At 60.4% G+C, this 25,521-nt stretch carries 23 protein-coding genes; 14 read left to right on the top strand and 9 right to left on the bottom strand.

Annotated features, from left to right (window positions below; translation table 11 throughout):
- Positions 1-31: 31 nt before the first annotated feature.
- From FFV09_RS00295 to FFV09_RS00285, 3 genes are all read right to left on the bottom strand, one after another.
- Positions 32-658 (bottom strand): hypothetical protein, encoded by a 627-nt coding sequence (locus FFV09_RS00295; RefSeq protein WP_141445822.1) that lies wholly within the window; start codon positions 656-658, stop codon positions 32-34.
- Positions 659-1,162: 504 nt separating this feature from the next.
- Positions 1,163-1,903, bottom strand: a complete 741-nt coding sequence (locus FFV09_RS00290; RefSeq protein WP_141445821.1) for an RluA family pseudouridine synthase — start codon at positions 1,901-1,903, stop codon at positions 1,163-1,165.
- Positions 1,903-2,772, bottom strand: a complete 870-nt coding sequence (locus FFV09_RS00285; RefSeq protein WP_141445820.1) for a class I SAM-dependent methyltransferase — start codon at positions 2,770-2,772, stop codon at positions 1,903-1,905. Before FFV09_RS00285 ends, FFV09_RS00290 begins: the two co-directional genes overlap by 1 nt.
- 228 nt (positions 2,773-3,000) lie before the next feature.
- Between FFV09_RS00285 and FFV09_RS00280 the strand changes: the two genes are divergently transcribed.
- Entirely contained in the window at positions 3,001-3,450 is a 450-nt protein-coding gene (locus FFV09_RS00280) for a flavodoxin (protein WP_141445819.1), read from the top strand.
- Positions 3,447-4,214, top strand: a complete 768-nt coding sequence (locus FFV09_RS00275) for a hypothetical protein (protein WP_141445818.1) — start codon at positions 3,447-3,449, stop codon at positions 4,212-4,214. The genes FFV09_RS00280 and FFV09_RS00275 overlap by 4 nt, the downstream gene beginning before the upstream one ends.
- A 188-nt stretch (positions 4,215-4,402) precedes the next feature.
- Here the strand turns inward: FFV09_RS00275 and FFV09_RS00270 are convergent, their stop codons facing one another.
- Both FFV09_RS00270 and FFV09_RS00265 read right to left on the bottom strand, forming a co-directional pair.
- Positions 4,403-5,176 (bottom strand): GNAT family N-acetyltransferase, encoded by a 774-nt coding sequence (locus FFV09_RS00270; protein ID WP_141445817.1) that lies wholly within the window; start codon positions 5,174-5,176, stop codon positions 4,403-4,405.
- Positions 5,177-5,405: 229 nt separating this feature from the next.
- The gene (locus FFV09_RS00265; protein ID WP_141445816.1) at positions 5,406-5,582 is read right to left on the bottom strand and encodes a YjfB family protein; all 177 of its coding nucleotides are present in this window, start codon (positions 5,580-5,582) and stop codon (positions 5,406-5,408) included.
- 709 nt (positions 5,583-6,291) lie between these two features.
- Here FFV09_RS00265 and FFV09_RS00260 point away from each other — a divergent pair.
- The 3 genes from FFV09_RS00260 (at position 6,292) to FFV09_RS00250 (ending at position 9,106) form a co-directional block, all read left to right on the top strand.
- A complete protein-coding gene (locus FFV09_RS00260) occupies positions 6,292-6,687 on the top strand; it encodes a Fur family transcriptional regulator (RefSeq protein WP_141445815.1) in 396 nt (131 codons plus the stop codon).
- Positions 6,663-7,436, top strand: a complete 774-nt coding sequence (locus FFV09_RS00255; RefSeq protein WP_141445814.1) for a response regulator transcription factor — start codon at positions 6,663-6,665, stop codon at positions 7,434-7,436. Before FFV09_RS00260 ends, FFV09_RS00255 begins: the two co-directional genes overlap by 25 nt.
- Before the next feature lie 212 nt (positions 7,437-7,648).
- The gene (locus FFV09_RS00250) at positions 7,649-9,106 is read left to right on the top strand and encodes a catalase (RefSeq protein ID WP_141445813.1); all 1,458 of its coding nucleotides are present in this window, start codon (positions 7,649-7,651) and stop codon (positions 9,104-9,106) included.
- A 153-nt stretch (positions 9,107-9,259) separates the two neighbouring features.
- On the opposite strand, the gene FFV09_RS00245 is transcribed toward FFV09_RS00250, so the two are convergent.
- Positions 9,260-9,610, bottom strand: a complete 351-nt coding sequence (locus tag FFV09_RS00245) for a hypothetical protein (protein WP_141445812.1) — start codon at positions 9,608-9,610, stop codon at positions 9,260-9,262.
- Positions 9,611-9,769: 159 nt separating this feature from the next.
- On the opposite strand from FFV09_RS00245, the gene FFV09_RS00240 reads away from it, so the two are divergent.
- From FFV09_RS00240 to FFV09_RS00210, 7 genes are all read left to right on the top strand, one after another.
- Positions 9,770-11,614, top strand: coding sequence for a UbiD family decarboxylase (locus FFV09_RS00240; protein WP_141445811.1), 1,845 nt, complete (start codon positions 9,770-9,772; stop codon positions 11,612-11,614).
- 351 nt (positions 11,615-11,965) lie between these two features.
- Positions 11,966-13,333: an LLM class flavin-dependent oxidoreductase gene (locus tag FFV09_RS00235; RefSeq protein ID WP_141445810.1), complete on the top strand. Its 1,368-nt coding sequence runs from the start codon at positions 11,966-11,968 to the stop codon at positions 13,331-13,333.
- A gap of 119 nt (positions 13,334-13,452) precedes the next feature.
- Positions 13,453-15,156, top strand: coding sequence for an ABC transporter substrate-binding protein (locus tag FFV09_RS00230; protein ID WP_141445809.1), 1,704 nt, complete (start codon positions 13,453-13,455; stop codon positions 15,154-15,156).
- A 55-nt stretch (positions 15,157-15,211) separates the two neighbouring features.
- Entirely contained in the window at positions 15,212-16,147 is a 936-nt protein-coding gene (locus FFV09_RS00225) for an ABC transporter permease (RefSeq protein WP_141445808.1), read from the top strand.
- Positions 16,144-17,079, top strand: a complete 936-nt coding sequence (locus tag FFV09_RS00220) for an ABC transporter permease (RefSeq protein WP_141445807.1) — start codon at positions 16,144-16,146, stop codon at positions 17,077-17,079. The genes FFV09_RS00225 and FFV09_RS00220 overlap by 4 nt, the downstream gene beginning before the upstream one ends.
- A gap of 100 nt (positions 17,080-17,179) precedes the next feature.
- A complete protein-coding gene (locus tag FFV09_RS00215; protein WP_141445806.1) occupies positions 17,180-19,252 on the top strand; it encodes a dipeptide ABC transporter ATP-binding protein in 2,073 nt (690 codons plus the stop codon).
- Positions 19,253-19,324: 72 nt separating this feature from the next.
- Positions 19,325-20,386 carry an LLM class flavin-dependent oxidoreductase gene (locus tag FFV09_RS00210; RefSeq protein ID WP_141445805.1) on the top strand — a complete coding sequence of 354 codons (1,062 nt, stop codon included), beginning with the start codon at positions 19,325-19,327 and terminating at the stop codon, positions 20,384-20,386.
- Positions 20,387-20,626: 240 nt separating this feature from the next.
- On the opposite strand, the gene FFV09_RS00205 is transcribed toward FFV09_RS00210, so the two are convergent.
- The 3 genes from FFV09_RS00205 to FFV09_RS00195 all read right to left on the bottom strand — a co-directional run bounded on the left by FFV09_RS00205 (position 20,627) and on the right by FFV09_RS00195 (position 23,406).
- Positions 20,627-20,941 carry a hypothetical protein gene (locus FFV09_RS00205; protein WP_141445804.1) on the bottom strand — a complete coding sequence of 105 codons (315 nt, stop codon included), beginning with the start codon at positions 20,939-20,941 and terminating at the stop codon, positions 20,627-20,629.
- Between the two features lie 351 nt (positions 20,942-21,292).
- A complete protein-coding gene (locus tag FFV09_RS00200) occupies positions 21,293-22,738 on the bottom strand; it encodes a sensor histidine kinase (RefSeq protein WP_141445803.1) in 1,446 nt (481 codons plus the stop codon).
- Positions 22,723-23,406, bottom strand: a complete 684-nt coding sequence (locus tag FFV09_RS00195) for a response regulator transcription factor (protein WP_141445802.1) — start codon at positions 23,404-23,406, stop codon at positions 22,723-22,725. Before FFV09_RS00195 ends, FFV09_RS00200 begins: the two co-directional genes overlap by 16 nt.
- Before the next feature lie 211 nt (positions 23,407-23,617).
- Between FFV09_RS00195 and FFV09_RS00190 the strand changes: the two genes are divergently transcribed.
- Positions 23,618-24,340, top strand: a complete 723-nt coding sequence (locus tag FFV09_RS00190; RefSeq protein ID WP_141445801.1) for a YceI family protein — start codon at positions 23,618-23,620, stop codon at positions 24,338-24,340.
- 163 nt (positions 24,341-24,503) lie between these two features.
- Positions 24,504-25,505, top strand: coding sequence for a UV DNA damage repair endonuclease UvsE (gene uvsE / locus FFV09_RS00185; RefSeq protein WP_141445800.1), 1,002 nt, complete (start codon positions 24,504-24,506; stop codon positions 25,503-25,505).
- Positions 25,506-25,521: the final 16 nt, after the last annotated feature.

Here is a 25,521-nt window from a genome sequence, read left to right as displayed (position 1 = left end):
TCTCTGAAAGGTGATAGAGAGTGGCTGTTTTTTAATAAACTGTAAAAGATAACGTACAATGTGGGGTTACAAAAGCGACCTCGTCGTCTGAATTAACGCTGGTTCCAGTGATTGTGACATTGTATCTACCACCTTTAGACAATCCAGAACTTATGGTGTCTGAATATTTAAGTCCAAAAGGATGCAGCGACCAAATCTCAATTGTTTTAACATATGTTCCGCCTTGCGTTTCGATTTCTAACTCCCCACTGAATGCAGTCATTATACTCAACTTAGGATTTACGGACCAGAAGATTTGGTGGCTTGGGTATCTATCAACGGTGTCTATTTCTACAGAGCCGCCGTTTCCTGAACAAGTCTTAAAGGCTGAAAACTCGCCAGGGGTAGGTGGGAAAATTTGAGTAGCATTCAACCCGCCCTGGTTCTCATCTTCGCAGAACTTAATTCCTTGAGAACCTTCAGCAATTTTATAAGTGCTGTCTGTCGAAATCCGATCTTCAGGAGGCTCATATACAACAGAATAGTGGAACCCATTAGAAATCCAAGAGTCACCAATTTGTGCACCGTTGTCAGGAACGCTTTCACTTGCAGCAGCGGGAAATACAGTGAAAGCTGAAACGGCTACTGCTAACAGTAAAGTAGAAATCTTTTTCTTCAAAATTGTACCACCTCTCAATAATATGTAATAAAGTCAATCCAAATGTACTATATTTAAAAGGATAATTATACCCTTCTAATGTAAATTTTTTTAATAATTAAAAAAATCAAGGACATGGAAAATTCAAAATAGTAAGGGCTCACGCTACCGGCACTAAGTCGGCAAAAAACGCCTCCTAAGTGCCGCTACGCGCCGCTGGCCGCTACTCCGCGCATAAAACTACAGCCCCTAAGCGGCGAAGCCGCAAAGGGGCTGTACATTCCTGCCCGTCGCTTTACGCAGCCACGGAGCGCAGGTCAAGATCAAAAGAATTCGCTCAGGCCGCTCGGGCCAGCAGGGAGCGGCGCCGAAAGTTGGCCAGACTAAGCCCGAAAGTCAAACAAAAAAACCGGAAAGGGGGTGCACTCTAGTTTGGAGAGCTGGGTTTCTCTACACTCTGAAGGCCCCCTTGAAAAGGGGCCTTTTGCTTTCCGTATCGCGGAATTCATCTTAACGCATATTCCGTCACTCGCCGTGTTCCAGTTCGTCGCGGAGCAGCTTGTACACGTTGTCCGGCCACTGCGTCCACGGGGCGACGGCCGGGGGCATCGAGATCAGCAGCGTCGACGCTTTCGTGATCGGATGCGGGAAGCGCAGGCGGACCGACCAGAGCGCGATCTGCTCGCCCGGCTTCGTCTGCGACGCGCCGTATTTCTGGTCGCCGAACAGCGGGCAGCCGAGGCGGCTCATCTGGACGCGGATCTGATGCGAACGGCCGGTATGCAGTTCGACGCGGATCAGCGAACGGCGGCCGTCGTCGGCCAGCACGACGTAATCCAAAATGGCTTCTTTGGCGCCCGGCGTGCCTTTGGGTACGACCGACACCGTATTGCTGCGTTCATCCTTCAGCAGATAATCGACGAGCCGGCCTTCACGCTGGTGCGGAACGCCGTTCGTCACGGCCGCGTACGTCTTGCGAATCGCGTGCGTGCGCACCGCGTCCGACAGGCGCGAAGCGCCTTTGGACGTTTTGGCGAACACCATCGCGCCGCCGACCGGGCGATCCAGCCGGTGTACAAGACCGAGAAACACATTGCCCGGTTTGTCGTGCCGCAGCTTGAGATCGCGCTTGAGCAGCGTCAGCATATCGGGGTCGCCGCTTGCGTCTTCCTGCACCGGGATATTGACCGGCTTCACGACGCCGAGCACATGGTTGTCTTCCAGCAGCACGGGAACGGGAGGAACCTCCCGGACGTCGCCGTGCATCAGTTCGACTCCCAGCGACCGAGGATGCCGCATGGCAGCGTCAAGCCGGAACGGCTGATCGGCAGGCCGATTTCGCCCGCGCTGATCTGTCCGCCGTAACGCGGCTTCATCGTCATCTCCAGCATGTTCGACAGCACGGTCGGCGAGATGCCGGTCGTGTACGAGTTGATCAGCATGAACAGCGGGTTATCCGACAGAATCTGCATGCACGATTCGAGGAACGGATACAAGCTGGATTCCAGCTTCCACGTCTCGCCGTTCGGCCCGCGGCCGTAGGACGGAGGGTCCATGATGATCGCGTCGTATTTGTTGCCGCGGCGCTGTTCGCGCTGCACGAACTTGAACACGTCGTCCGTAATGAACCGGACCGGGCGATCGTTCAGTCCCGACAGCTGGATATTTTCTTTGGCCCATTGGACCATGCCTTTGGCCGCATCGACGTGCACGACGCTTGCGCCGGCGTAAGCCGAAGCGACCGTTGCGCCGCCCGTATAGGCGAACAGGTTCAGTACCTGGATCGGACGTCCGGCGTTCTGGATTTTGTCCATCATCCAGCTCCAGTTGGTCGCCTGTTCCGGAAACAGGCCCGTATGCTTGAAGCTGGTCGGCTTGATATAAAATTTGAGCTTGTCTTCGTATGAGATCGTCCAGCGCTCCGGCAGCGACGACTTCCACGTCCAGCTGCCGCCGCCCGCCGAGCTGCGGTGATAATGCCCCGCCGTATACCGCCACGGTCCGCTTTCGTCCGCGATCGGCCAGATAATCTGCGGGTCCGGACGCCGCAGGATCACGTCGCCCCAGCGTTCGAGCTTGTCGCCCGCGCCCGTATCGATCAGTTCGTAGTCTTTCCAGTTTTGAGCCATGTACATAGAGATTAAACCACCCTTATTTTGTCGTTGTTGCGCCCGAATGTGATCAAAAAAAGACTTCGTCGTTCGCTGTGATTCCCAGAGTATTATTGTACCCGAGCAGGGGGTAAAAAGCCAGAAATTCAAAAACAGTTGACATTGATAATCATTATCATTTATGCTGGGCCATATCGGATTTCTTCGCACGGAGAGATTCAGTTTTTAACAATCCAATCTGGAGGTCTGACCATGAGCAAACTGCTTCTCATCTATGCCAGCATGACCGGCAACACGGAAGAAATGTCCGAATTGATCACGAACGGGATCGAGCAGGCGGGCGGGGAAGTGACCGTCAAGCTGGTCGAAGATTGCAGCGCCGATCTTTTGCTGGATTACGACGGCATTATGCTGGGCGCGTATACATGGGGAGACGGCGAGCTGCCGGACGAATACCTGGACTTCTATGAAGAGTTGGACGAAGTGGATCTGGCCGGCAAAAAAGCGGCGGTATTCGGCAGCGGCGATACGGTCTACGAACAGTTCGCCAAAGCGGTCGACCTGCTGCAAGACAAGCTGGCCGAACGCGGCGCGCAGATGGTGCTGGAGCCGCTCAAATTGGAACTCAATCCGTCGGGCGACGAACGGGAAGCGTGCCGCGCTTTCGGGAAAACGTTCGCGGGCAGCGCGGTCGGCGTATGAACGTCGTTCGGCATCAGCCGCCGCGGACGGCCGAACGCCCGGGGCTGCTGGAAGACCATCGGCTGGAACGCTGGCTGGCCTCGACCCGCCGGGAACCGGCCGGACGGCTGCCGCAGCGCCGGCAGGAGCCGTATCACTGGACGCAGCGGGTGCAGTACGCGGTCGGCCACGCGGTCAATCGGTATTACGAGGCCGCGCCGACGTTTCGGGAACATGCGGATGCCGGGGAACTGGTCGATTACCGCTGGCCGCGCCGGATCGCCTATTTCGATTCGGAGGAGAGTTATTGGACACTCAAAGACCGGGTGACGCAGCATTTGCGGTCCTTTTTCGAAGAGAACGGCCATGAAGGGCAGCGTCCGGTCCTGCTGTACGAAAAGTTCGAAGTCCACGTTCCGGGTCTTGAGCTCGATCTGTCGATGATTTTCCAGTTGGCCTGGCAGGGTCAAGGCGGCGCGGGTCTGCATCTGCAGCGATTCGTCGTCGATGACGATCCCCGGGTGCTGGAAGGGTATCGCCACGCGGCCCGAGTGTTTTGCCGTCAGGCATTCGGAGCCGAACCTTCGAAGATCGAAGCGTATGCGGTGCTGAGCGGGGAACGGATTGGGTTGGACGCGGCAGACGATACATACGAAGATTCGCTCGATTACCTGCGCCTCGCCTACGGCGGCATGCACGAAGGCGGCGAAGCGGCATGTTCCTGCGGCCGCTGCCGCCAACAGCAAGAAGAAGGAGCGACGGCGCGAAGCGCCTACGTGTGCTAAGCCGCAAGCCAAAAAGCTCCGCCCGTTAACGCGGCATGCGTTCGGGCGGAGCTTTTTTTGGAGCTTTTTTTACGAAAAAAAGAACGTTTCGAAGCACGGGGACGAAGCCGGCAGCGGGTTAGGCAAAAGCAAGCGCAAGGACAGGTGTAAAGCGGCGTCCGGAGCCGGGAAGCGGCCTGCGCGTCTGCTCAGCGCTTCAGTTCGTAATAGTCCTGCACCGTATAGGCGCGGAATCCGCACGATTCGTACAGGCGCAGCGCATGTTCGTTCTCCGTCTCCACGCCGATCAGGATCTGTTGGCCGCGTTCGCGTTCGCTGCGGATGACCTGGCGCAAAATGCTGCGTCCGATACCCTGACCGCGGTAAGCGTCGTCGACGACCAGACCGAAGATGCTGCTTTCTCCCGGGATGTCGTAGTCCAGCACGAGCGTCCCGACCGTCTCGCCGCGGCGCACGATCATGCTCCGTGTGCGGCTGGCATTAGGCCGTTCCTCGTCGATCATGGACGACACTTCGGATTCCTTCATCTCGAATCCGTCCGCGTACAGGCGCGCGACGGTCGGGAAGTCTTCCGGCTGGAACGGGCGGTAAGAGACCGGCGTGCCGGGCGCTTCGTCCAGGCTGCCGGGCACGTCATCTTGCCATTTCATCTCGTATTCGGAAAACGAGTAGCGGCAGTGAAGCGTGCGCAGCCAGGCAGCCGCCGAATCCGACGCTTTGGGAGCGTTGAGCAGGATCGATTCCGCTGTGTCCAGCGCGCCCGACGCCAGCGCCTCGTTCCACAGCTGCGTGAACAGTCCCTGCCTGCGGCAGTCGGGATGCACCATGCCGCACACTTCGAACTGGTCGCCGAATCCGTACAGCGCGAGGAAGCCGATCAGCGCGCCGTCGGCGTCGTAGCGGAAATAGTCGAAGTTGTCGCTTCGGGTGTCCGAGCGGAGCAAATCTTCATTCAGTTTCAAAAAAAGACCGTCCGTCTGTTCGCACAAGCGCCGCAAACGTCTGATGTCGTCAAGTTGGGTAGTCGTAAGCAAAAGGAGTACCTCCGGCGGAGTCGTATTTTTCAATCGAGTCCACTATAGCATGAACGGCGACACAGCGAAGCGGGAAAAGGGGGAAGAAGGCACAGGCATGCCAAAAAACCGGAGGCGCCTGAAGCCGCGCGTCCGGTAGCGTACGGTGCCGCGCCGCTTACGCGCGAATGTCGATCGAGCCGCCAACGTGAGGCGCAACGCTCGTTTCGAGCATTTTGGCCATCTGTTCGCCCTGCTGTTTCGCTTGATCCATCGAGATGTTCATGACTTGAGTCGAAGCCTGCTGTCTGAATGCAGTCTGACTCATGGCCACGGAAAGTGCCGCGATATCCATATCGGTTCCTCCTCTCCGGCTGTCGGACGATTCGTCCGGCTGTACGCAAGCCTAAGTAAGTTATCGGCCCGGCGGAGCCTCGACGAAATAGGGCTTTTGTAGCGTTTGACTTTTTCAGGAAAATAGAATACAATTAAAGGTATGTGGACACTTGAATAATCACCAATGCACTTATAGCATGCTTTGAAGATCCGAATCGCACTGGCGCGGTCATCGGAGCCGCAAGGATGGAAGAGAGGTAGGGCTTTCGTTGTTTTAGATTTCAAAGAACGAAGCCTTTCACCGTATAGTGACAGCTCATGAATTTTAACGATACGATTTCGTTATGACACGCGCGATCCATGTTGATCGAGATTGCGCGACAGAAGGACTTATAACGGGCAAGACAACGGACGATGATCTCCATGGGCATCGGTCCGGCGAACGTAATCGTTCGATTTGGCAAGAGTGCCGGCTTATGGCAAGCGCGGCGAACGGTAAGAGGTTTCTCCGGTTATTCAAGTGAAAGCGGCAGCGGCGCACTTTTTGCGTCCATTAAGCCCGCTAACAAACGGTCGTCCTTCGGGACGGCCGTTTTTGTGTACTCTTCCTTGGTATATCCGTGCTTTTTTACTCTTAAAATGTTGATTCCTGTACGAAATAGATTTATACTTATTCTAAGTTGAAAGCCTATGAGAATGAAAATCGATCACAAATGGGGAATGACAACATGAAAACGATAAATTTGACGACCCAGCGCCAAGCCATATACGACGTCGTACGCGAATCCGAAGATCACCCGACAGCAGCGGATGTCATGAACCGTCTGGTGGAACGCGGCCACAGTTTCGCTTACGGAACGGTCTACAATTCGCTGCGTTATTTGACCGACAAAGACCTGCTGCGCGAACTCAAGCTTGGAGAGACGGCCAGCCGTTACGACGCACGGACAGACGACCACCAGCATATCGTCTGCGAAATTTGTGGCAAAGTGGACGAAGTGACGACCCCGATCCCGGAAGAGTGGATGGTTCGGGTCGCGGAAGAAACAGGATACGAGGTGCAGGGCGCCCATATCGTGGTGGAAGGAGTGTGCGGAGCATGCAGAACCAAGCGGAAGAAATAAGGCTGCGCGACATGCCGTTTATGGAACCGGAAGTGTGCGAGATGACCCGGCGTATCATCGTCGTCAGTCCTTTTCCCGGACGGATGCACGAATTGATGCGAACGCTGATGGAAGCTTGTTTCGACGTGCTTGTGTTTCATCGCTGGGAGCATTCGGAAGCGGGAGCGCTGCAGCCGGATCTGCTGATCTTCGACGTCAGCGGATCGCAGGAGCAGGACCCGGTCGGTGCTTTTCGCGAAAACAGACATCCGGTGCACGCGGCGGTGCCGACGCTGTTTCTCGTGGACGAGCGCATGCTCGAAGAAGGCGGCGCGACCGGAGGCCATGAAGAACTGCTCGTCTGGCCGGCGCGTCCGCAGGAAGGGCTGCATCACGTGCGCCGCATCCTGCGCGGCGTAACCGCGCAAAGTCCGTATTCGCCGGTCTCGCCGGACGAAGACAGCGCGCGCGACCAGCTGATCTTTAAAGACCTGCGGATCGACCGCCGGCGCATGACCGTCTACCGGAGCGGCGCGCGGATCGACCTGACCAAGACGGAATACGAGCTGCTCCAGCAACTGATCGAAGGACAGGGCAGCGTACGGACCCGCGAAGACATGCTGAACCGCATTTGGGGCACCCAATACTTCGGAGGCAGCAACGTGGTGGACGTCCATGTCAAAAGTCTGCGCAAAAAGCTCGGCGACAGCGCCGGACAGCCGCTCTACGTGGCGACCGTTCGCGGCGTCGGATACCGCTTGGCCGACTGAGTCCCGAACTTTGCGTATCCTGCCCATGAAGGTCGCGGCCGTGTGCCGCGCGCCTTCACGGGATCTTCACCAAACGCTTACGTGCCGCTCATGATCGACCGCCCGGCAAGATGGTAGAATTCGGTTAACGATTTAGAAGTGGTCTTATACCAATTCTAAATCTACTGAAAAATTGCAGTTTCTATCTTCGAACGGGAAAGGAAGATTACCAGATGACATATTCGAGACTGACGACCAACCAGGGCATGCCCGTAGGCGATAACCAAAATTCCAGAACGGCGGGACGCCGGGGACCGGCTCTGCTGGAAGATTACCATCTGCTTGAGAAGCTGGCCCATTTCGACCGCGAGCGTATTCCGGAACGCGTCGTGCATGCGCGCGGCGCCGGCGCGCACGGCGTATTCAAGACCGAGCACGGCATGGCAGACCATACGCGCGCCGCGTTCCTGCGGGAAGCCGGGCTGGAGACGCCGGTCTTCGTCCGCTTCTCGACGGTCATTCACGGCACCGGTTCGCCGGAGACGGCCCGCGATCCGCGCGGCTTCGCGGTCAAGTTCTATACGCAGGAAGGCAACTACGATCTGGTCGGCAACCATCTGCCGGTGTTCTTTATCCGCGATGCGATCAAGTTCCCCGACATGGTCCATTCGCTCAAGCCGGACCCGCAGTCGAACCGTCAGGAACCGTCGCGCTACTGGGACTTCATGACCCGCATGCCGGAATCGACGCATATGATGACGTGGCTGTTCTCCGATCACGGCACGCCGGCCAACTACCGCGAAATGGACGGCTTCGGCGTGCATGCGTTCAAATGGGTGAACGAAGCCGGCCGCGTCGTCTACGTGAAATACAAATGGGAATCGAAGCAGGGCGTCCGCACGCTGAGCGCGTCCGAAGCGGTGGAGGTGCAGGGCCGCGATTTCGGCCATGCGACGCGCGATCTGTTCGACCGGATCGAAGCGGGCGATTACCCGGAGTGGACGCTCAAAGTCCAGATGATTCCCGAGGCCCGGATCGACGACTATGAATTCGATCCGCTCGATCCGACCAAAGTGTGGCCGGAAGATCAATTCCCGTTCCACGCCGTCGGCACAATGACGCTGAACCGCAATCCGCAGAACTTCTTCGCGGAAGTGGAACAGGCCGCGTTCTCGCCGAGCGCGCTCGTGCCGGGCATCGAACCGTCGGAAGACAAACTGCTGCAGGGCCGCCTGTTCTCCTACCCGGACACGCAGCGCTACCGGCTCGGCGCCAATTACTTGCAGCTGCCTGTCAACTGCCCGTACGCGCCCGTGCGCAACCATCAGCAGGACGGGGCGATGAACATGCGCGGCGACCTGCCGAAAGTGAACTACGAGCCGAACGGCGATGCGGACAGCCCGGTCGAAGATCCTTCTTACCGCGAGTCCGAACCCGAGCTGCAAGGCCGCGTTACCCGGCAGAAGATCGCGAAGACCGACGATTTTGCCCAGGCCGGCATGCAGTACCGGTCCTACACGGCCAAAGAGCGGGACCATCTGATCGCCAACCTCGTGAACGATTTGAGCGTCGTGGACGAAGAGACTCGGCTGCGCGCGATCTGCAACTTCGTGCGCGCCGACCGCGAATACGGCATGCGCCTCGCGCAGGGTCTCGGCGTGGACCTTTCCGCTTTTATGGGCGGCCGCTGACCCCGGCGCAAGTCCTTCTGCCGCGCGGCAGCAAGCCAGCATTCGTACTTCCGCACGCATTCCGAAAAGCCGGGTACGCATCCTTCGATGCGTATCCGGCTTTTTTTGTTGGGTTCGTCTTGTTGGATTGCTCCGGGTCCGGTTCGCTGTGGCCTACTCGGTCACGATTTCGTGATTGTCCAGACCGGCCTGGCGGGCGACGCGGGCCAACTGCATTTTGATAATCGTCTGCGCCGGGCTGATCGTGAACAGAACGCGCCGGAAGCCGGTTTCTTTGTAACTGAGAAAAGAACCTTTGAGCTTCTCCACTTCTTCGGTGCCGAGCAGGTCCATGTCACGGCAGTCCACGATCAGCGTAAAAGCCTGGGCATCGATCGAAGCGGCCATTTTGGCGTAATCGCGCGCGAAATTCTGATAATCCTGGGGCGTGAACGTCCCGTTGACTTTCATCTCGACCTTCTGGGTCGACTGATTCGTTCGGATCGAATAAGGAGCGTGCATCATTTGTCTGTTCTCCTGCCTCTCAAAAATGTTCTCGGTCTTCTCTTTTCTTATATCGGTCGGGCAAAAAAGAGAGTGAAGGGTTGGACGGGCAAATTGGCGCTGAACGGCGGCGTAAGGTAGAATGGGAGAATAATCACAATCGGAATAGGAGCCTACGCCATGAGATATCGCAATATGCAGGAATGTATCGCCGATCTGGAACAAGCCGGGCATTTGATGCGGGTCACGGAAGAAGTCGATCCCGAGCTGGAGATGGCCGCCATCCATCTGAGAACGTTCGAGGCGGGCGGACCGGCTTTGTTTTTTGAAAAAGTAAAAGGGTCGAAATACGGCGCGGTGTCGAATCTGTTCGGCACGATCGAGCGCAGCAAATACATGTTCCGCGACACGTGGAAATCGACGCAGGAAGTGATCGCCCTGCGCAACGATCCGATGAAGGCGCTCAAGCAGCCGCACCGTTACGCGAGCACCGGACTTGCGGCGCGCACCGCGCTGCCGATCAAAAAAGCCGGCCTGCCCGCGGACTTTGAAGAGATCCGGATCTCCGATCTGCCGATGATCAAAAGCTGGCCGAACGACGGGGGAGCTTTCGTGACGCTGCCGCAGGTGTACAGCGAAGACCCGGACAAGCCGGGCGTCATGAACGCCAACCTCGGCATGTACCGGATTCAGCTCAGCGGCAACGACTACGAGCCGGACCGCGAGATCGGGGTGCATTACCAGATTCACCGCGGTATCGGGGTGCATCAATCCAAAGCCGCCAAGCGCGGACAGCCGCTCAAGGTGAGCTGCTTTATCGGCGGGCCTCCGGCCCATACGCTGTCGGCGGTCATGCCGCTGCCGGAAGGCTTGAGCGAGCTGACGTTCGCGGGGCTGCTGTCGGGCCGCCATTTCCGCTACAGCTACGTCGACGGGTTCTGCGTCAGCCACGATGCCGATTTCGTCATCACCGGCGAGATCTACCCGGACGAGACGAAGCCGGAAGGACCGTTCGGCGACCATCTGGGCTATTACAGCCTCGTGCACGAATTTCCGGTGATGCGGGTGCACAAAGTATACGCGAAGAAAAACGCGGTGTATCCGTTCACGGTCGTCGGCCGTCCGCCGCAGGAAGATACGGCGTTCGGCGCGCTGATCCACGAACTGACCGGAGGCGCGGTGCAGCAGGAAATTCCGGGCGTCAAGGAAGTCCACGCCGTCGACGCGGCGGGCGTTCATCCGCTGCTGCTGGCCGTAGGCAGCGAACGGTACACGCCGTACCAGGCGGTGAAGCGCCCGGCGGAGATTCTGACGATCGCCAACCGGATATTCGGGACCGGGCAGCTCAGCCTCGCCAAATATCTGTTCATTACGGCGGAAGACGACGTGCCGGTCAACGCACACGACATCCCGGGCTTGTTCAGGCACGTGCTGGAGCGGATCAATCTGCGGCGCGACCTGCATTTCCAGACGAATACGACGATGGATACGCTCGATTATTCCGGTACCGGACTGAACAGCGGCAGCAAAGTGGTCTTCGCCGCTGTCGGCCGGCCGGTACGCAAGCTGTCGGCCGACGTGCCGGCGGCGCTGTCCGATCTGCCGGGCGGCTTCGGCCAAGCCTCGATGGCGATGCCGGGCATCGCGCTGCTGCAAGCGCCGGCGTTCGTCGATTACGCGTCGGCGGAAGCGGAGATCGGCGCACTGGCGCAGGCGATCGCCGCGCGCGGGCCGCTCGAAGACTGCCCGCTGATCGTGCTGTGCGACGATTCCGCCTTCATGGGCGCCGCGTTCGACAACTTCCTGTGGGCGGGCTTTACGCGCAGCAATCCGTCGCACGACATACACGGCGTGAACGCGGCATACGACCATAAGCACTGGGGCTGCGATAATGTCATTATCGACGCCCGCGTCAAGCCGCATCAGGCGCCGCCGCTAATTCCGGACGCCGGCGTGGCGCAGCGCGTCGACCGGCTGTTCGAGCCGAGCGGCAGCCTCGGCGTACTGCGCGCCCTGCGCCGCTGACACTGGCGCAAGCGGGCTTCGCCTGCCGCCGACCGGCGCTTCATTTGACTCTTATCGGAGCTTTCCGGCGCTTAGAGTCGCTTCTTCTCCAATCCAACCGGCTTTTCCCGTACGCATGCTGCGTCGGGAGAAGCCGGTTTTTTGTCGTCTTTTTCCGCAGGCCCGGGGTTAACTTCGTTCGTATACATCTCTTCTATAAGCGTATAGAAAATGTCTATTAGCGAAACGATTGACCGTGCGGCAGGCGCGGTGGTAAGCTTCTTCTCAACCCGAAAGCATACCAAATACATCGGAATTGTAGATTTAATTTTGGTTGCATCGTATTTTGAGAAAAAGAGAGGCGGAGAGAACATGACGAACAAACGGAGCTTGAAATTCGGAGCGATCATTCACGGGGTAGGCGGAAGCGTTACAGGCTGGAGACATCCCGAAGTGCTCAGCGACGCCAGCGTCAATTTCGATTTCTACAAACGGCAGGCGCAGATCGCCGAAGCAGGCAAGTTCGATCTTGTGTTTATCGCCGACGGCTTGTATATCAACGAAAAGTCGATCCCGCATTTCCTGAACCGCTTCGAGCCGCTGACGCTGCTGTCCGCGCTTGCCGCCGTGACGAGCCGGATCGGACTGGTCGGCACGCTCTCCACTTCGTACAGCGAACCGTTCACGGTCGCCCGGCAGTTCGCTTCGCTCGACAAGCTCAGCGGCGGCCGCGCCGGCTGGAACGTCGTCACTTCGCCGCTGGAAGGGACGGCGCGCAACCATACGATTCGCGCCCATCCGGCGCATGCCGAGCGTTACAAGATCGCGGAAGAACATCTGGACGTCGTGCGCGGGCTGTGGGATTCGTGGGAAGACGACGCTTTCGTGCGGGACAAGGCATCGGGCGTCTTTTTCGATCCGGACAAGCTGCATCGCCTGAACCATCAGGGCGAATACTTCTCCGTCGAAGGCCCGCTCAATATCGACCGTTCGTCGCAGGGACAACCGGTCGTGTTTCAGGCGGGGTCGTCGGAAGACGGCAAAAGCCTGGCGGCGCGTTCGGCGGACGCGGTATTCACGGGGCATGAACGCTTCGAAGACGCGCAGGCGTTCTACCGGGACGTGAAGCGTCGCGCCGTCGCCAACGGCCGGCAGACACAGGACATCGCGATTCTGCCGGGCATCAATCCGATCGTCGGCCGGACGCTCGAAGAAGCGGAAGCGAAGTACGAACAGATTGCTTCGCTCGTCACGATCGACAAAGCGCTGGAGTATCTCGGCCGCTTTTTCGACCATCACGATTTCTCGCAGTATCCGCTTGACGAAGCTTTCCCGGATCTCGGCGATCTCGGCAGCAACGCATTCAAGAGCGGGACGGATAAGATCAAACGCGATGCCCGGGAGCAGAAGCTGACGCTGCGCCAGGTCGCGCTCCGCTCGGCGACGCCGAAGACGACTTTCATCGGAACGCCGGAAGACGTGGCCGACCGGATTCAGGCCTGGTTCGAAGGGGAAGCGGCGGACGGATTCATTATCCATACGGACATTCCGAGCGGACTGCAGACGTTCGTCGACACCGTCGTCCCGATTTTGCAGCAGCGCGGGCTGTACCGCCTCGATTACGAAGCCGATACGCTGCGCGGCAATCTGGGCGTGCCGATTCCGGAGAACCGCCATACGGCGGCGCGTCTTGGCCAATCGGCCCGGGAGACGTCGATCGAAAGCGCCGGCGCCGACTGATTGGACAGGCGCCGCGCAGAGAGAACGTTCGCAGCATCGATTTATCGCGGCGGGGCCGAACCCTTGCTTCCACGAAGACTTCGGCCCGCCGCCCTACATACAAAAAGGAGGTTGATCCCATGACGAACCCCGTCACGGAAAGCATCGCAGCAACTGACCGATTCCCCGCATCCCCAAAAAGAAGGTTCAGGCTGAGCTGCGCGCTTGGCGCACTCGCGCTTGCGCTGACGACGACGCTTGCCGGATGCGGTTCGTCATCGGGCGCAAGCACCGCACAGGCAGCCGCCGGCAGCAGCGGCGCGGCCGCTTCGGCTCCCGTTCAGGGCGGCGAACTGACGTATGCGCTGGCGACTTCGCCCGACACGCTCGACCCGCGCCGCAGCGGGCTGGCCGTCTCGGTCCGCGTGTTCGGCGCGCTGTACGACACGCTGCTCGTGCGCAAAGCGGACGGTTCGCTCGGCCCCTCGCTCGCTACGGAGTGGGAAGCGTCGGGCGACGGCTTGAGCTACACGCTCAAACTGAAGCCGGGCGTGAAGTTCCAGGACGGCACGCCGTTCAACGCGGAAGCGGTCAAATACAATTTCGACAGCATCATCGATCCGCAGACCAAAGCGGCGAACGCGCTGGCGCTGCTGCGTCCGTACAAATCGTCCGAAGTGGTGGACGAGTATACGATCAAGCTGAATCTGGAGACGCCTTCGCAGGCGTTCCTCGGCAATCTGAGCCAGGGCATGCTGAGCCTCGTCTCTCCGACGGCAGCCCAAAAAGACGGAGAAAATTTCGGCAAAAACCCGGTCGGCACCGGCCCGTTCAAGTTCGTCGGCTGGTCCGAGAACGCGGAGATCAAGCTTGCGCGCAACCCGGATTACGTCTGGGGCAGCGAAGAAGCGAAAAATACCGGGGCGCCTTATCTGGATACGCTGACGTTCAAGATCGTGCCGGAAGAAGCGACGCGGATCGGCGGCGTGCAGAGCGGGCAGGTGCTGGCCGCCGAGACCGTGCCGCCGCAAAACGTGGTGGCGCTGCAAAACGACCCCAACGCGCAGCTGCTTCAGACGAATACGATCGGCTTTCCGTATACGCTCTTTTTCAATCTGGAGCATGAGCCGTGGAACGAGCTGAAAGCGCGCCAGGCGGTGCAGTACGCCGTCGATCTCGATTCGATCGTCAAGACGCTCTATCTCGGCACGTACGAACGGGCCTCGTCTTCGATCACGCCGGGCATTCTCGGGTACGACGAATCGCTCGAAGGCAAGATCAAGCCCGATCCCGCCAAAGCGAACGCCCTGCTCGACGAACTGGGCTGGATCAAAGGCGCGGACGGCATCCGGGCCAAAGACGGCAAAAAGCTGACGCTGCATTACGTGGACGGTTCGCCGAACCGCGAGAAGCGCAACGATATTGCCGCAATGATCCGCGAGCAGCTCAAAGCGATCGGGATCGAGACGGAAGTCGAGATTACGCAGGACATCGCGACGGTCGTCTACCAGAACTGGGATTACGACCTGTACGGCAACAGCCAGGTCAACAGCGATCCGAACGGGCTGACGTCGTTCTACCGTTCGGCCGGGGAAGGCCGGCGTACGCTGTCCGGCTTGTCCGATCCGCAGGTCGACGCCTGGCTGGACGAAGGCGCGGTCGAACCGGACGAAGCCAAGCGGGCGGAATTGTACAAAAAAGTGCAGCAGTACATTAGCGATCAAGCGCTGATCCTGCCGGTGTACGTGTTCCCGTACACGGTCGCCGCAAGCCGGTCGGTACAGGGCTTGACGTTCGATCCGTTCGGTTATCCGATCTTCAACGACGCATACCTGAACAAGTAACCGGCCGGAGACCTCACGGTACTCCATACTTCAGCAAGCGGAAGGAGGACCTGCCATGCTGCAGGCCATAGGCGCCCGGCTGGCCAGCTCGCTGCTGGTCATCGTCGGTTCGCTGGCGCTCGTCTTTTGTATCTTCAATTTGCTGCCGGGCGATCCGGTGCTGTCGATGGTCGATCCGACTTCCGTCAGTCCGGAAGTCATCGAGAATCTGCGGGAGCAGCTCGGGCTGAACCGGCCGTTCCACGAAAGGCTGCTGACTTATTTCGGCGATATGCTGACCGGCGATTTCGGCCGTTCGCTTGTCGGTTCCGAACCGGTGCTGCCCAAAATTTTGCATCAGATTCCCGCGACGCTGCTGCTGACGGCGGCCAGTTCGCTGATCGCGATCGTCGTCGGCGTCACGCTCGGCGTGCTGTCGGCTGTCCGCAAAGGCGGATTGATCGATCTGGCCGCCCGGATCGTCGGACTGTTCGGCATCTCGATGCCGACGTTCTGGTCGGGCATCCTGCTGATCCTGATCTTCTCCGTGCAGCTGAAATGGCTGCCGGCGATGGGATCGGACGGCTGGGCGACGCTTGCCATGCCGGCGCTTGCGCTCGGCTTCGTCGGAGCCGGTTCGATCGTGCGCATGGTTCGCGGCAGCATGCTTGACGTGCTCGGCGAACCGTTCGTCACGACGCTGCGGGCGAAAGGGCTGCGCGAGCGGCTGATCCAGGGCAAGCATGTGCTGCGCAACGCGCTGATTCCGGCGATTACGCTGATCGGCATGCAGATCGGCGACATGCTGGCGGGAACGGTCATTATCGAGACGGTATTTTCCCGCCAGGGCGTCGGACGGATTCTCGCCGACGCGATTATGGCCAAAGATCTGCCGGTCGTGCAGGGGATCGTCTTTTTCACCGCTATCGTCTACGTAGGCATCAATCTGCTGGTCGATCTGTCGTACGCGGCGATCGATCCGAGAATTCGACGGAGAGGAGCCAACTTATGAAGTTTTCGGCGGCTGCGGCCAAAACGAAGTCCGAACACCTGCGGCGTATCCCGCCGTTCAAGCGCGCAGAAGCGGTTGGCGGAAGCGGCCGGGCGACCGGAAGCACGTTCCGCTTAGGCTCCGCCGACGTGCTGACCGGAGCTGCGGCAATCGCCGTCGCTTTTCTCGCCCTGTGCGCGCTTGTGCCGGGCTGGATCGCGCCCTATTCGCCGACCGAGATGAATACGGCCGCGATTTTGCAGGCGCCCTCGGCGCCGCATCCGTTTGGCACCGATTATTTCGGGCGGGACGTGTTCAGTCTGATCGTATACGGCACGCGGGATTCGCTGCTGATCGGCGCAAGTTCCGTGCTCGTCGGCGTTCTGATCGGCGGCGCGCTCGGTTCGCTCGCCGGATACGTCGGCGGCCGGCTGGACACGATCATCATGCGCTTCATGGACATTTTGCTTACCGTTCCCGGCATCCTGCTGGCGCTGACGATTGCGGCGGCGCTCGGGCCGGGACTACGCAACATCGTGCTGGCGATCGCCATTTCGTCGGTGCCGGGCTATGCCCGGGTCATGCGCGGACAGATTATGGGCATCCGCCGCCGGGGTTACGTGTTCGCTTCGCGGGCGCTCGGCGCCAAGCCGTCGTCGATTCTGCTCAAGCATGTGCTGCCGAACTCGGCTGCGCCGCTGCTCGTCATGGCGACGCTCGGACTCGGTTCTTCCATTTTGGCCGGAGCGGGCCTGAGCTTTCTCGGGCTCGGCGTGCTGAAGGAAATTCCCGATTGGGGCGCGCTGCTGTCGCAAGGACGCGGCTATCTGACCGTGGCCTGGTGGATCTGCACGTTTCCGGGCTTGGCCATCACGCTGTTCGTGCTGTCGGTCAACCTGATCGGCGACCGCTGGCGCGATGCCGTCGATCCGAAGCGTAAAGGCAGAGCTTGAGCCGCTAATAGCATAAGGCGGATACAAGGAAATACACGCTTGGCAAAAAGAAGATTATGTCTGGAACAGAAAAACAGATACGGAAAGGGGAGGCGGCGACATGACAGCACGGCTTGAAGTGACGGACCTGACGATCGACGTGGATACGCCGCGAGGCACGCTGACCGCGGTATCGGGCATCTCGTTCGGGATCGGTCCGGGAGAAACGGTATGCCTCGTCGGCGAATCGGGCAGCGGCAAGACGATCGCGTCCAAAGCGATCATGCGCTTGACCGATTACGAGAACGGCCGGATCGCCGGCGGCAGTATCCGTCTCGGCGACCAGCATATCGAATCGCTGCCGCCGCATCTGATCCGCGATCTGCGCGGCCGCCGGATCGCGATGATCTTCCAGGAGCCGATGGCGGCGTTCGATCCGGTCTTCACGATCGGCAGCCAGCTGATCGAGACGATGCGCGCCCACCGGCGCGAGAAAAAGGCCGTGCTGCGGCAGGCCGCGATCGACCTGCTGATCCGGGTCGGCATTCCCGAACCGGAACTGCGCATGGAGCAGTATCCGGGCGAATTGTCCGGCGGCATGCTTCAGCGCGCGATGATCGCGATGGCGCTGTCCGGCGGACCGGAACTGTTGATCGCGGACGAGCCGACGACCGCGCTCGACGTCACGATCCAGGCGCAGATTCTGAAGCTGCTGGGCGAGCTCAAAGACAGCCTCGGCATGTCGATCCTGCTCATCACGCACGATCTGGGGGTAGCGGCCGAGATGGCCGACCGGATCGTCGTCATGTATGCGGGGCGCATCGCCGAGCAGGGCCCGGCCGCGCTGGTGCTGGGCCAGCCCCGGCATCCGTATACGATCGGACTGCTGAATTCCGTCGCGGCGCAGGGCAGCCGCGGAGGCCGGCTGCGCGCGATCGAAGGTTCGCCGCCGGGCCTTGCGGATATGCCGGATGGCTGCCGCTTCCATCCGCGCTGCGCGTTCGCGACGGACCGCTGCCGCGAGAGCGTCCCGCCGCTGAGCGACCAGGGCGGCGGCCGCCTCGCCGCCTGCTGGCACGCGGACGAAGCCGCGGCCGCGGGCGACGCGCAGCAAGCGGCGCCTGCGGCGCACACCGGTGCCGCAGGGCCGGCCGCTGTCGCGGCTCCGGCGCCGCGGCCGGAAGCCGCAGCAGCGCACGGCGAAGACCGCGCTTCGGGCAGCGCGGCGCCGCAAGCTTCCGCGCTGCTCGAAGCGCGCGAGCTCTACAAGCATTATCCCGTCGGCGGCGGCTGGGGCCGGCCGAAGCGGCAGCTCCGCGCGGTCGACGGCGTGTCGCTGTCGGTCGCCGAAGGGGAGACGTTCGGCCTCGTCGGCGAATCGGGCAGCGGCAAGTCGACGCTCGGCCGGCTGCTGCTTCAGCTTGAACCGCAGACGCACGGCCAGGTGCTGTACCGGGGCGAAGAACTGCCGCAGCCCGGCAGCACACGCTGGCGGGAAGCCCGCCGCGATCTTCAGATTATCCATCAGGACCCTTACGGGACGTTCGATCCGCGCTGGAGCATCGGCGACATCGTCGGCGAACCGCTCGACGTCCATATGAAGCTTGGCGCGTCCGAACGCCGCAGCCGGGTCGGCGAACTGCTGGAGCAGGTCGGGCTGCAGGCGTCCTGGCATAACCGCTATCCGCACGAATTCTCGGGCGGGCAGCGGCAGCGGATCGGGATCGCCCGGGCGATCGCGGTGAATCCAAGGTTCATTCTGGCCGACGAAGCGGTCTCCGCGCTCGACGTGTCGGTTCAGGCGCAGATCGTCAATCTGCTGCAGGATTTGCAGCGGGATCTCGGCCTGACTTCGGTATTTATCGCGCACGGCCTGCAGGTCGTACGCCATATTTCGCAGCGGATCGGCGTGCTGTATCTCGGCAAGCTCGTCGAGGTGGCGCCGAGCGAAGAACTGTTCCGCCGTCCGGCGCATCCGTATACCCGGGCGCTGCTGTCGTCGATTCCCGGCGCTCCGGCGGCCGGCCGGGAGACCTTCTCGGTCACAGGCGAGATTCCGTCGCCGCTGAACCCGCCGTCCGGCTGCCGGTTCCATCCGCGCTGCCCGCTTGCGACCGATCGGTGCCGAAACGAGGAACCGGCGTTCGCTGCGATCGGCGAAGGCCATGCGGCGGCCTGCCATTACCCGCTATAAAACGTAGGCGACAACGAAGCCGAACAAGCAAGCAACGAACCTAAAATGAACAACAGGAAAAGAGGCGCTGTCATGGGGATTCGACTGGGTATTTTGGACCAAACGCTGCTGTATGAACAAGGAACGCCGGAACAAGCGCTGCGCGATACGGTCGAACTGGCCCGGCTGGCCGACCGGTTGGGGTATCACCGCTTCTGGGTGTCCGAGCATCACGATTCCCGCGGAGTGGCCGGTTCTTCCCCGGAAGTGCTCGCCGCGTATGTGCTGGCGTCGACCGAGCGGATTCGCGTCGGCTCCGGCGGCGTCATGCTTCAGCATTACAGCCCGTACAAAGTCGCGGAGAACTTCAACGTACTGGCCGCCCTGGCGCCGGGACGGCTCGATCTGGGCATCGGCCGCGCGCCGGGCGGCCTGCCGCGTTCGACGCTTGCGCTGCGCCGCGGCGCGCAGGAAGAAGACGCTTCGCTCGAAGGCAGGCTGTCGGAGCTGCGCGACTACCTGCACGGCGTCGAGCCGGGAGCGGACAGCCCGCTGGCCGGCCTGCGCGCCGAGCCGGTTCCGGCGCAGCCGGCCCGGCTCTACGTGCTCGGCGCAAGCGCGGACAGCGCCGATCTGGCGGCGCGGTTGGGGCTGCCTTACGCGTTCTCCCTGTTCATCAACGGGGATCTCGATCAGGCCGTGGACTCGCTGCGGCGGTATCGCGAGCGCTTCGTGCCGGCGGCGGCCGGTTCGCGGCCGGAATCGATTCTGGCCGTATCGGCCGCTCTGGCGGATACCGACGAAGAAGCGGTCGGCATCGCGGCGGAAAGCGATCTGTTCCGGGTGTTTCTGGCCGGCGGCCGCAAGATTACGATCGGCGATCGGGAACGGGCCGAAGAGTTCGGGCAGCAGTCGGGCGAAGCTTACCGGATCGAGCATATCCGCTCGCCGCTTATCCGGGGTTCGGCGGAAACGGTCGGCCGGCGTCTGCGCGAAGCGGCCGAACGGAGCGGCGCGGACGAACTGGTCGTGACCAGCCCGATCCGCGAGTTGTCCAAGCAGCTGCGTTCGTACGAACTGCTGCACGCCTACTTCGCGGAGAGCGGGGGAGAACGGACCGGCATCAGGCAGGCCGCGACCGCTCAGGGAGACTAAAGTCCCGGCAATCGCGGCGGTTCGGTTCTGGACCCTTTGCGGGGCTTCCGAACCGTTAGGCACGCAAAAAAAAGAACCCGTCGAGGGTTCTTTTTGCGTAGCGATTTTTTGATATACGAATCTGTTTGGCTTCACCATCGATGGCGCGCGAAGCCTGTTAAGTTCCCGGCTTATTCCATTCACAGCCTGTTGTGTTCCAAGTCCGTTATGTTCCAAGTCTATTCCGTCCGGAGCCGCGATTCAGCGGTTGCGCGACGTATAGAGCACTTTGGTCGACTTGATGACGTGGCGGACAGGCGCTCTGTCGTCCGGCTTGGCTGCGCCCGCGGCGCGGAACACGCCGCTGCACGAGCCGCACAAGCGTCCGCCGCGCGTATCGCCGCCGCACGATTCGCACGGGTAAGTCAGATTGCTATAAGAAGAGGACAAACGTCCGGATTTGATAAATTGGTGCACTTCGGTCAGCGGAACGCCGGTAACCTGAGACAGTTCCTGCGTCGTGCTCGCCGGGCGCTTCCACAGCTGGTCGAGGCAGCGATTGAGGTGATGGTCCATTTGATTACTGCATGAACCGCATAAATTTCGGGGATTCTTCTGGAAGATGGTTCCGCATTTCGAGCAATAATCGACCAATAGGGTCATCTGGATCACCTCTGTAGGAGTAGGATGAGTTTCTTTTATAGCCCCATAATAATACTAAAGTAGGAAGGGCGCAAGACCTATATTTTATTTATTTTCATGTATTAAGCACGCTATTGTCGAATTATAACGAACACGAGATGGTTTATACCCGGTTTTCCCGGACAAGGTAGGCCTATAGAAGCGACGAAAAGCCCGCCGATGCCCGGTAAAGGGAGTCGGCGGACTCAAGGTCTCCATAAAAGCCAAGCCTGACAAGCCGGTCTGTTACGGCTGCCGCGGAAGTTCCAGCGCGAACGTCGTGCCCGACGGACCGCTGCCCTGCAGCTTCAGCTCGCCCCCCTGGGCACGCGCCAGCAGGCGGCTGTACGTCAGGCCGAGACCGAGCCCGCGCGTCACGCGCTTTTTCTGTTCGCTGCGGAAGTACCGTTCGAAGACGTAATCGCGGTCCTGCTCGTCGATGCCGGCGCCGTTGTCCGTAATCTCCACGCCGATCCGTCCGTCCGCTTCCCGGATCGCGACGTGCAGATGCAGCGGACGGTCCGGATGGGCGGCCTGCATGCCGTTGTTGAGCAGGTTGACGACGATCTGCTGGATACGCAGCGCATCGCCCGTCGTGTACACCATTTCCCGCGGGAAATCATAATCGATTTCGATAGAGTCCGATTCGTGCGGCAGGCGCCATTGATAGACGATCTCCGACACGAGCAGCTTGAGATCGAGCCGGTCCCGCCGCACGGCGACGTTGCCGGAAGAAAACGCGTTATAGTCGAGCAGGTCCGCAACCATCCGTTCCATCCGTCCCGATTCCTGCAGGGCGATATCGAGAAATTCTTTGGCTTCTTCGCCGGTCACGACGTCGTCCCGCACCGCCATGACCAGACCTTTGATCGAGGTGACCGGCGTTTTCAATTCGTGCGTCACGCCGGCGAGCGACAATTCGCGCCATTCTTCGAGCTGCCGCAGGCGGCCGGCCATGCCGCGGAACGAATCGACCAGTTCGCCGAGTTCGCGCTCGCCGGTCTCGATATCCAGATCGACGTCGTAGCGGCCGTTCCGAATCTGACGCGCGCTTTCCGCCACCCGGCGAATCGGCCGCGACAGTTTGCGCGCGAGCAGGTAAATGGTGAGCCAGCCCGACAGCGCGAGCGCGACGAACACAACGACGAACAATATGAGCTCGTTGGACGAGTAGACTGGCGTTTTGCGGAACTGGCTGATATAGACGCCGCCGATCTCCTGTCCGTTCTCCATGATCGGCGTCCGGATCAGTTGGTACTCCGGTTCGCCGGAGCGCGGCCGCGGATCGAGTTTTTGCTGGATTTGCGCTTCCGTCATCTGCGGGCGGGTGAACAGCGCGTTGCCTTCCGGATCGGCGACGAGCAGGCACACGTCCAGATTCATATTGAACAAAGCCATCCGGTCGTCCAGAATCTCGTTCAGGTTGCCCGGAATCGTCAGTGTGCCGTCCCGGTTGTTGACCCGGTCGGCGACTTCCTGTCCGAGCATGCCGGCGGTGCGGTAGCGGTTGTCCAGCGCCGTCTCGCGGATGCCGTACAGCGCCACGCCGATCACGATCGACAGCGCCGCGAACAGAATCAGGAAATAGCGCAGCGTCCAATAGGTAAGGATCGAAGTGCCCCTGCGCTTGCGGGTCCCGCGATCCTGGCGCCGCTTCGGCGCCTTGAAAAATTTGCTTATTCGGCTGTCCAAAATTGATACCCCGTTCCCCGTAAAGTGCGGATCTCGCCGTGATCCGGCGGCCAGTGCGACAGCGCCTGGCGCAGCCGCTTGATCGACAGGTCGACCGCCCGGTCGCTGCCTTCGTAATCCATGCCCCATACGTGCTCGATCAGCTGCTCGCGCGTGAACATCCGGTTCGGATAATCCGACAGGAACATGAGCAGCGACAAATCGCGCGGCGTCAGCGGCACTTCGGCTCCGTTGAGCAGGACGCGCTGCGCGTTCGGATCGATCAGAAGCGCGCCGAAGCTTTTGGAAGCGTCCGCGTGGCTGTAGGCGGGCCGCCTGCGCAGCACCGCGTTCACCCGGGCGACCACTTCTTCGGGCACGAACGGCTTCGTCATGTAATCGTCGGCGCCGCCGTTGAGCCCGTTCAGCCGGTAATCGATATCGCCGAGCGCCGTCAGCATGATGACCGGGCACGAACCGCGTTTGCGGATCTCCGCCAGCAGTTCCCAGCCGTCCATGCCGGGCAGCATGACGTCAAGCAGGACGAGCGCCGGCTGCGCCTGTTCGAACCGGCCCAGCGCGTCCCGTCCGTCCGAGACGCGCTCCACGTCGAACCCGGCTTTTTTGAGATAGGCGGCGAGTACCCGCGCGATCGCTTCCTGGTCTTCAATAATCAAAATGGTCGTCAAACCCGCTGCCTCCCTGCTGCTTGCGCTTCTATTGGTTGATTCCGAATAGGCGGCTATGGCTTCTATTGTACAAACAAAACGGGCGGGAACAAGAGCTTTCGCGGCTTTTGCCGTCAAAAGAACAAACATATTTTTCACAGGCCGGTTTGACACTTTCCCGACACATTGGGCTGTTATGATAGCAAAAACAGCGTCACAGGAGGAGAAAACCATGAATAAAAAAACGAGGAATTGGATCATTGCAGCAGCGGCGGTCGTCGTGATCGGCGGCGGAGGCGGTTACGCGGTCATGAATAACTATTTGGGCAACAACGTCGAAATCGAAAGCGTGCTTCCGACCCAGGCGGCGGCGAATACGGAAGCGTCGTCCACGCCGACGGCGGAAGCCGCCACGGCAGGCGGGGCGATCGCCGAAGACCAACTGAACGGTGCATGGAACATCGCGGACACCTCCAAAGTGTACTTCTCCGTGACGACGTCGCAGGAAGAAGTGAACTTCGTCGACGATCAGGTGAGCGGAACATGGGACGTCAACGTGGGCGACGCGGCGCAGATGAAAGGCAGCGGCGCGATCGAGGTTGACGCGATCGACTCGGGCAACGCCCAGCGCGACGACCATATCAAAAGCGACGACTATTTTCAAATGAGCAAATTCCCGCAGGCGACGTTCACCGCGAACGCGTTCGACGGGCTGCCCAAGGAGTGGACGGAAGGCCAGGTCTACGATTTCAAAATGGACGGCACGCTGACGGTCAAAGGGATCGAAAAGCCGGTCACGTTCGACGCGAAAGTATCGTACCAGGGCGGCAAGCTGCTGCTGTCGGGCGCGACGGTCGTCACGTTCGAAGACTTCGGCCTGGAAAATCCGCATTCCGTCGTCCTCAGCACAGAGAACGAAATCAACGTACGGCTTGAGCTGACACTCGAAAAATAAATCCGAATCCCAGATCGCCGGCAGGCTTCTCCGCTGCCGGCGATTTTTTTGCGCAAAAAAAGAACGGACGGCTCCGATGCGCAGGACGGTGATTAAGGAACGCGGCTTTGCGGTATGTTGTAAAGGTATGTTCGATACGAAAAGCCGGAAAGGAAGCTGCCCCATGATCGTTCGATTCGGATATGTCGCCATGTCGCTTGAGATTCAGGATTCTTCGCCTTCCAAAACGATGACGATGGCCCGCTTTGCCAAACTGCCCGACCGGGAAGCGGGACTGCGCCAGCTGGAACGCATCGCCGAGACCAATCTGCGCAACACGATCAGGCTGCTGCGCCACAATATCGCCGAAGGGATCGAGATGTACCGGTTTTCGTCCAAATTGATCCCGCTCGCGACCCATACCGACCTGGCGGATTGGGACCCGTTCGTCGCGTTGGCCGAGCCGTTCGCGGAGATCGGGGAGATCGTTCGCCGTCACAAGCTGCGGGTTTCTTTTCACCCCGACCATTATACGGTGCTGAGCACGCCGCGCCCGGAAGTGCTGGTCTCGTCGGTGCGCGACCTGCGGTACCATGTGCGTATGCTGGAGGCGATGGGCCTCGACGCGCGCGCCAAAAACAATATCCATATCGGCGGCGCCTACGGCAACAAGCCCGAAGCGGCCGACCGGTTCGTGGACCATTTTGCGGCGCTTGATCCCGATATTCAATGCCGCCTGACGCTTGAGAACGACGACAAAACGTTTACGGCGGGCGAGACGCTGGCGGCCGCGCAGCGGACCGGCCTGCCGATGGTGCTCGATATTCACCACCACTGGGTCAACAGCGCGGGAGAGCCGGCGTCGGACTGGTGGCCCGAAGTCGCCCGGACGTGGGAATCGCCGCTTGCGCGGACGGACGTGCCGGAAGGCGAGCATCTGCCGCCGAAGATCCATGCGTCCAGCCCGAGAAGCGAGACCGACCGGCGCAGTCACGCGGACGGCGTCGAAGCCGGTCCGCTGCTCGATTTTTTGCGCGAAGCGGCGAGAACGTCTTCGCATCTGGACGTGATGCTGGAAGCGAAGCACAAAGACCGGGCGCTGCTGCAGCTGATGCAGGATCTTGCGTCTTACACGGGCGACGGCGTGAAGATGCTGAGCGGAGGCAAGATCGAGGTGCAGCCGTGAATAGACTATTTTCGGA

This window comes from Saccharibacillus brassicae (assembly GCF_006542275.1).
Lineage (GTDB): Bacteria > Bacillota > Bacilli > Paenibacillales > Paenibacillaceae > Saccharibacillus > Saccharibacillus brassicae.
Note: the sequence above shows the minus strand (reverse complement) of the source record. Positions and strands in the feature narration are given on the sequence as shown.

Coding starts and splice junctions, on each gene's coding strand:
- FFV09_RS00285 (WP_141445820.1), bottom strand. CDS start 2,772: ATGTACATGGCTCAAAACTGGAAAGACTACGAACTGATCGATACGGGC.
- FFV09_RS00280 (WP_141445819.1), top strand. CDS start 3,001: ATGAGCAAACTGCTTCTCATCTATGCCAGCATGACCGGCAACACGGAA.
- FFV09_RS00260 (WP_141445815.1), top strand. CDS start 6,292: ATGAAAACGATAAATTTGACGACCCAGCGCCAAGCCATATACGACGTC.
- FFV09_RS00190 (WP_141445801.1), top strand. CDS start 23,618: ATGAATAAAAAAACGAGGAATTGGATCATTGCAGCAGCGGCGGTCGTC.
- FFV09_RS00220 (WP_141445807.1), top strand. CDS start 16,144: ATGAAGTTTTCGGCGGCTGCGGCCAAAACGAAGTCCGAACACCTGCGG.
- FFV09_RS00205 (WP_141445804.1), bottom strand. CDS start 20,941: ATGGACCATCACCTCAATCGCTGCCTCGACCAGCTGTGGAAGCGCCCG.
- FFV09_RS00225 (WP_141445808.1), top strand. CDS start 15,212: ATGCTGCAGGCCATAGGCGCCCGGCTGGCCAGCTCGCTGCTGGTCATC.
- FFV09_RS00210 (WP_141445805.1), top strand. CDS start 19,325: ATGGGGATTCGACTGGGTATTTTGGACCAAACGCTGCTGTATGAACAA.
- FFV09_RS00215 (WP_141445806.1), top strand. CDS start 17,180: ATGACAGCACGGCTTGAAGTGACGGACCTGACGATCGACGTGGATACG.
- FFV09_RS00250 (WP_141445813.1), top strand. CDS start 7,649: ATGACATATTCGAGACTGACGACCAACCAGGGCATGCCCGTAGGCGAT.
- FFV09_RS00240 (WP_141445811.1), top strand. CDS start 9,770: ATGAGATATCGCAATATGCAGGAATGTATCGCCGATCTGGAACAAGCC.
- uvsE (WP_141445800.1), top strand. CDS start 24,504: ATGATCGTTCGATTCGGATATGTCGCCATGTCGCTTGAGATTCAGGAT.
- FFV09_RS00245 (WP_141445812.1), bottom strand. CDS start 9,610: ATGATGCACGCTCCTTATTCGATCCGAACGAATCAGTCGACCCAGAAG.
- FFV09_RS00265 (WP_141445816.1), bottom strand. CDS start 5,582: ATGGATATCGCGGCACTTTCCGTGGCCATGAGTCAGACTGCATTCAGA.
- FFV09_RS00275 (WP_141445818.1), top strand. CDS start 3,447: ATGAACGTCGTTCGGCATCAGCCGCCGCGGACGGCCGAACGCCCGGGG.
- FFV09_RS00290 (WP_141445821.1), bottom strand. CDS start 1,903: ATGCACGGCGACGTCCGGGAGGTTCCTCCCGTTCCCGTGCTGCTGGAA.
- FFV09_RS00255 (WP_141445814.1), top strand. CDS start 6,663: ATGCAGAACCAAGCGGAAGAAATAAGGCTGCGCGACATGCCGTTTATG.
- FFV09_RS00230 (WP_141445809.1), top strand. CDS start 13,453: ATGACGAACCCCGTCACGGAAAGCATCGCAGCAACTGACCGATTCCCC.
- FFV09_RS00235 (WP_141445810.1), top strand. CDS start 11,966: ATGACGAACAAACGGAGCTTGAAATTCGGAGCGATCATTCACGGGGTA.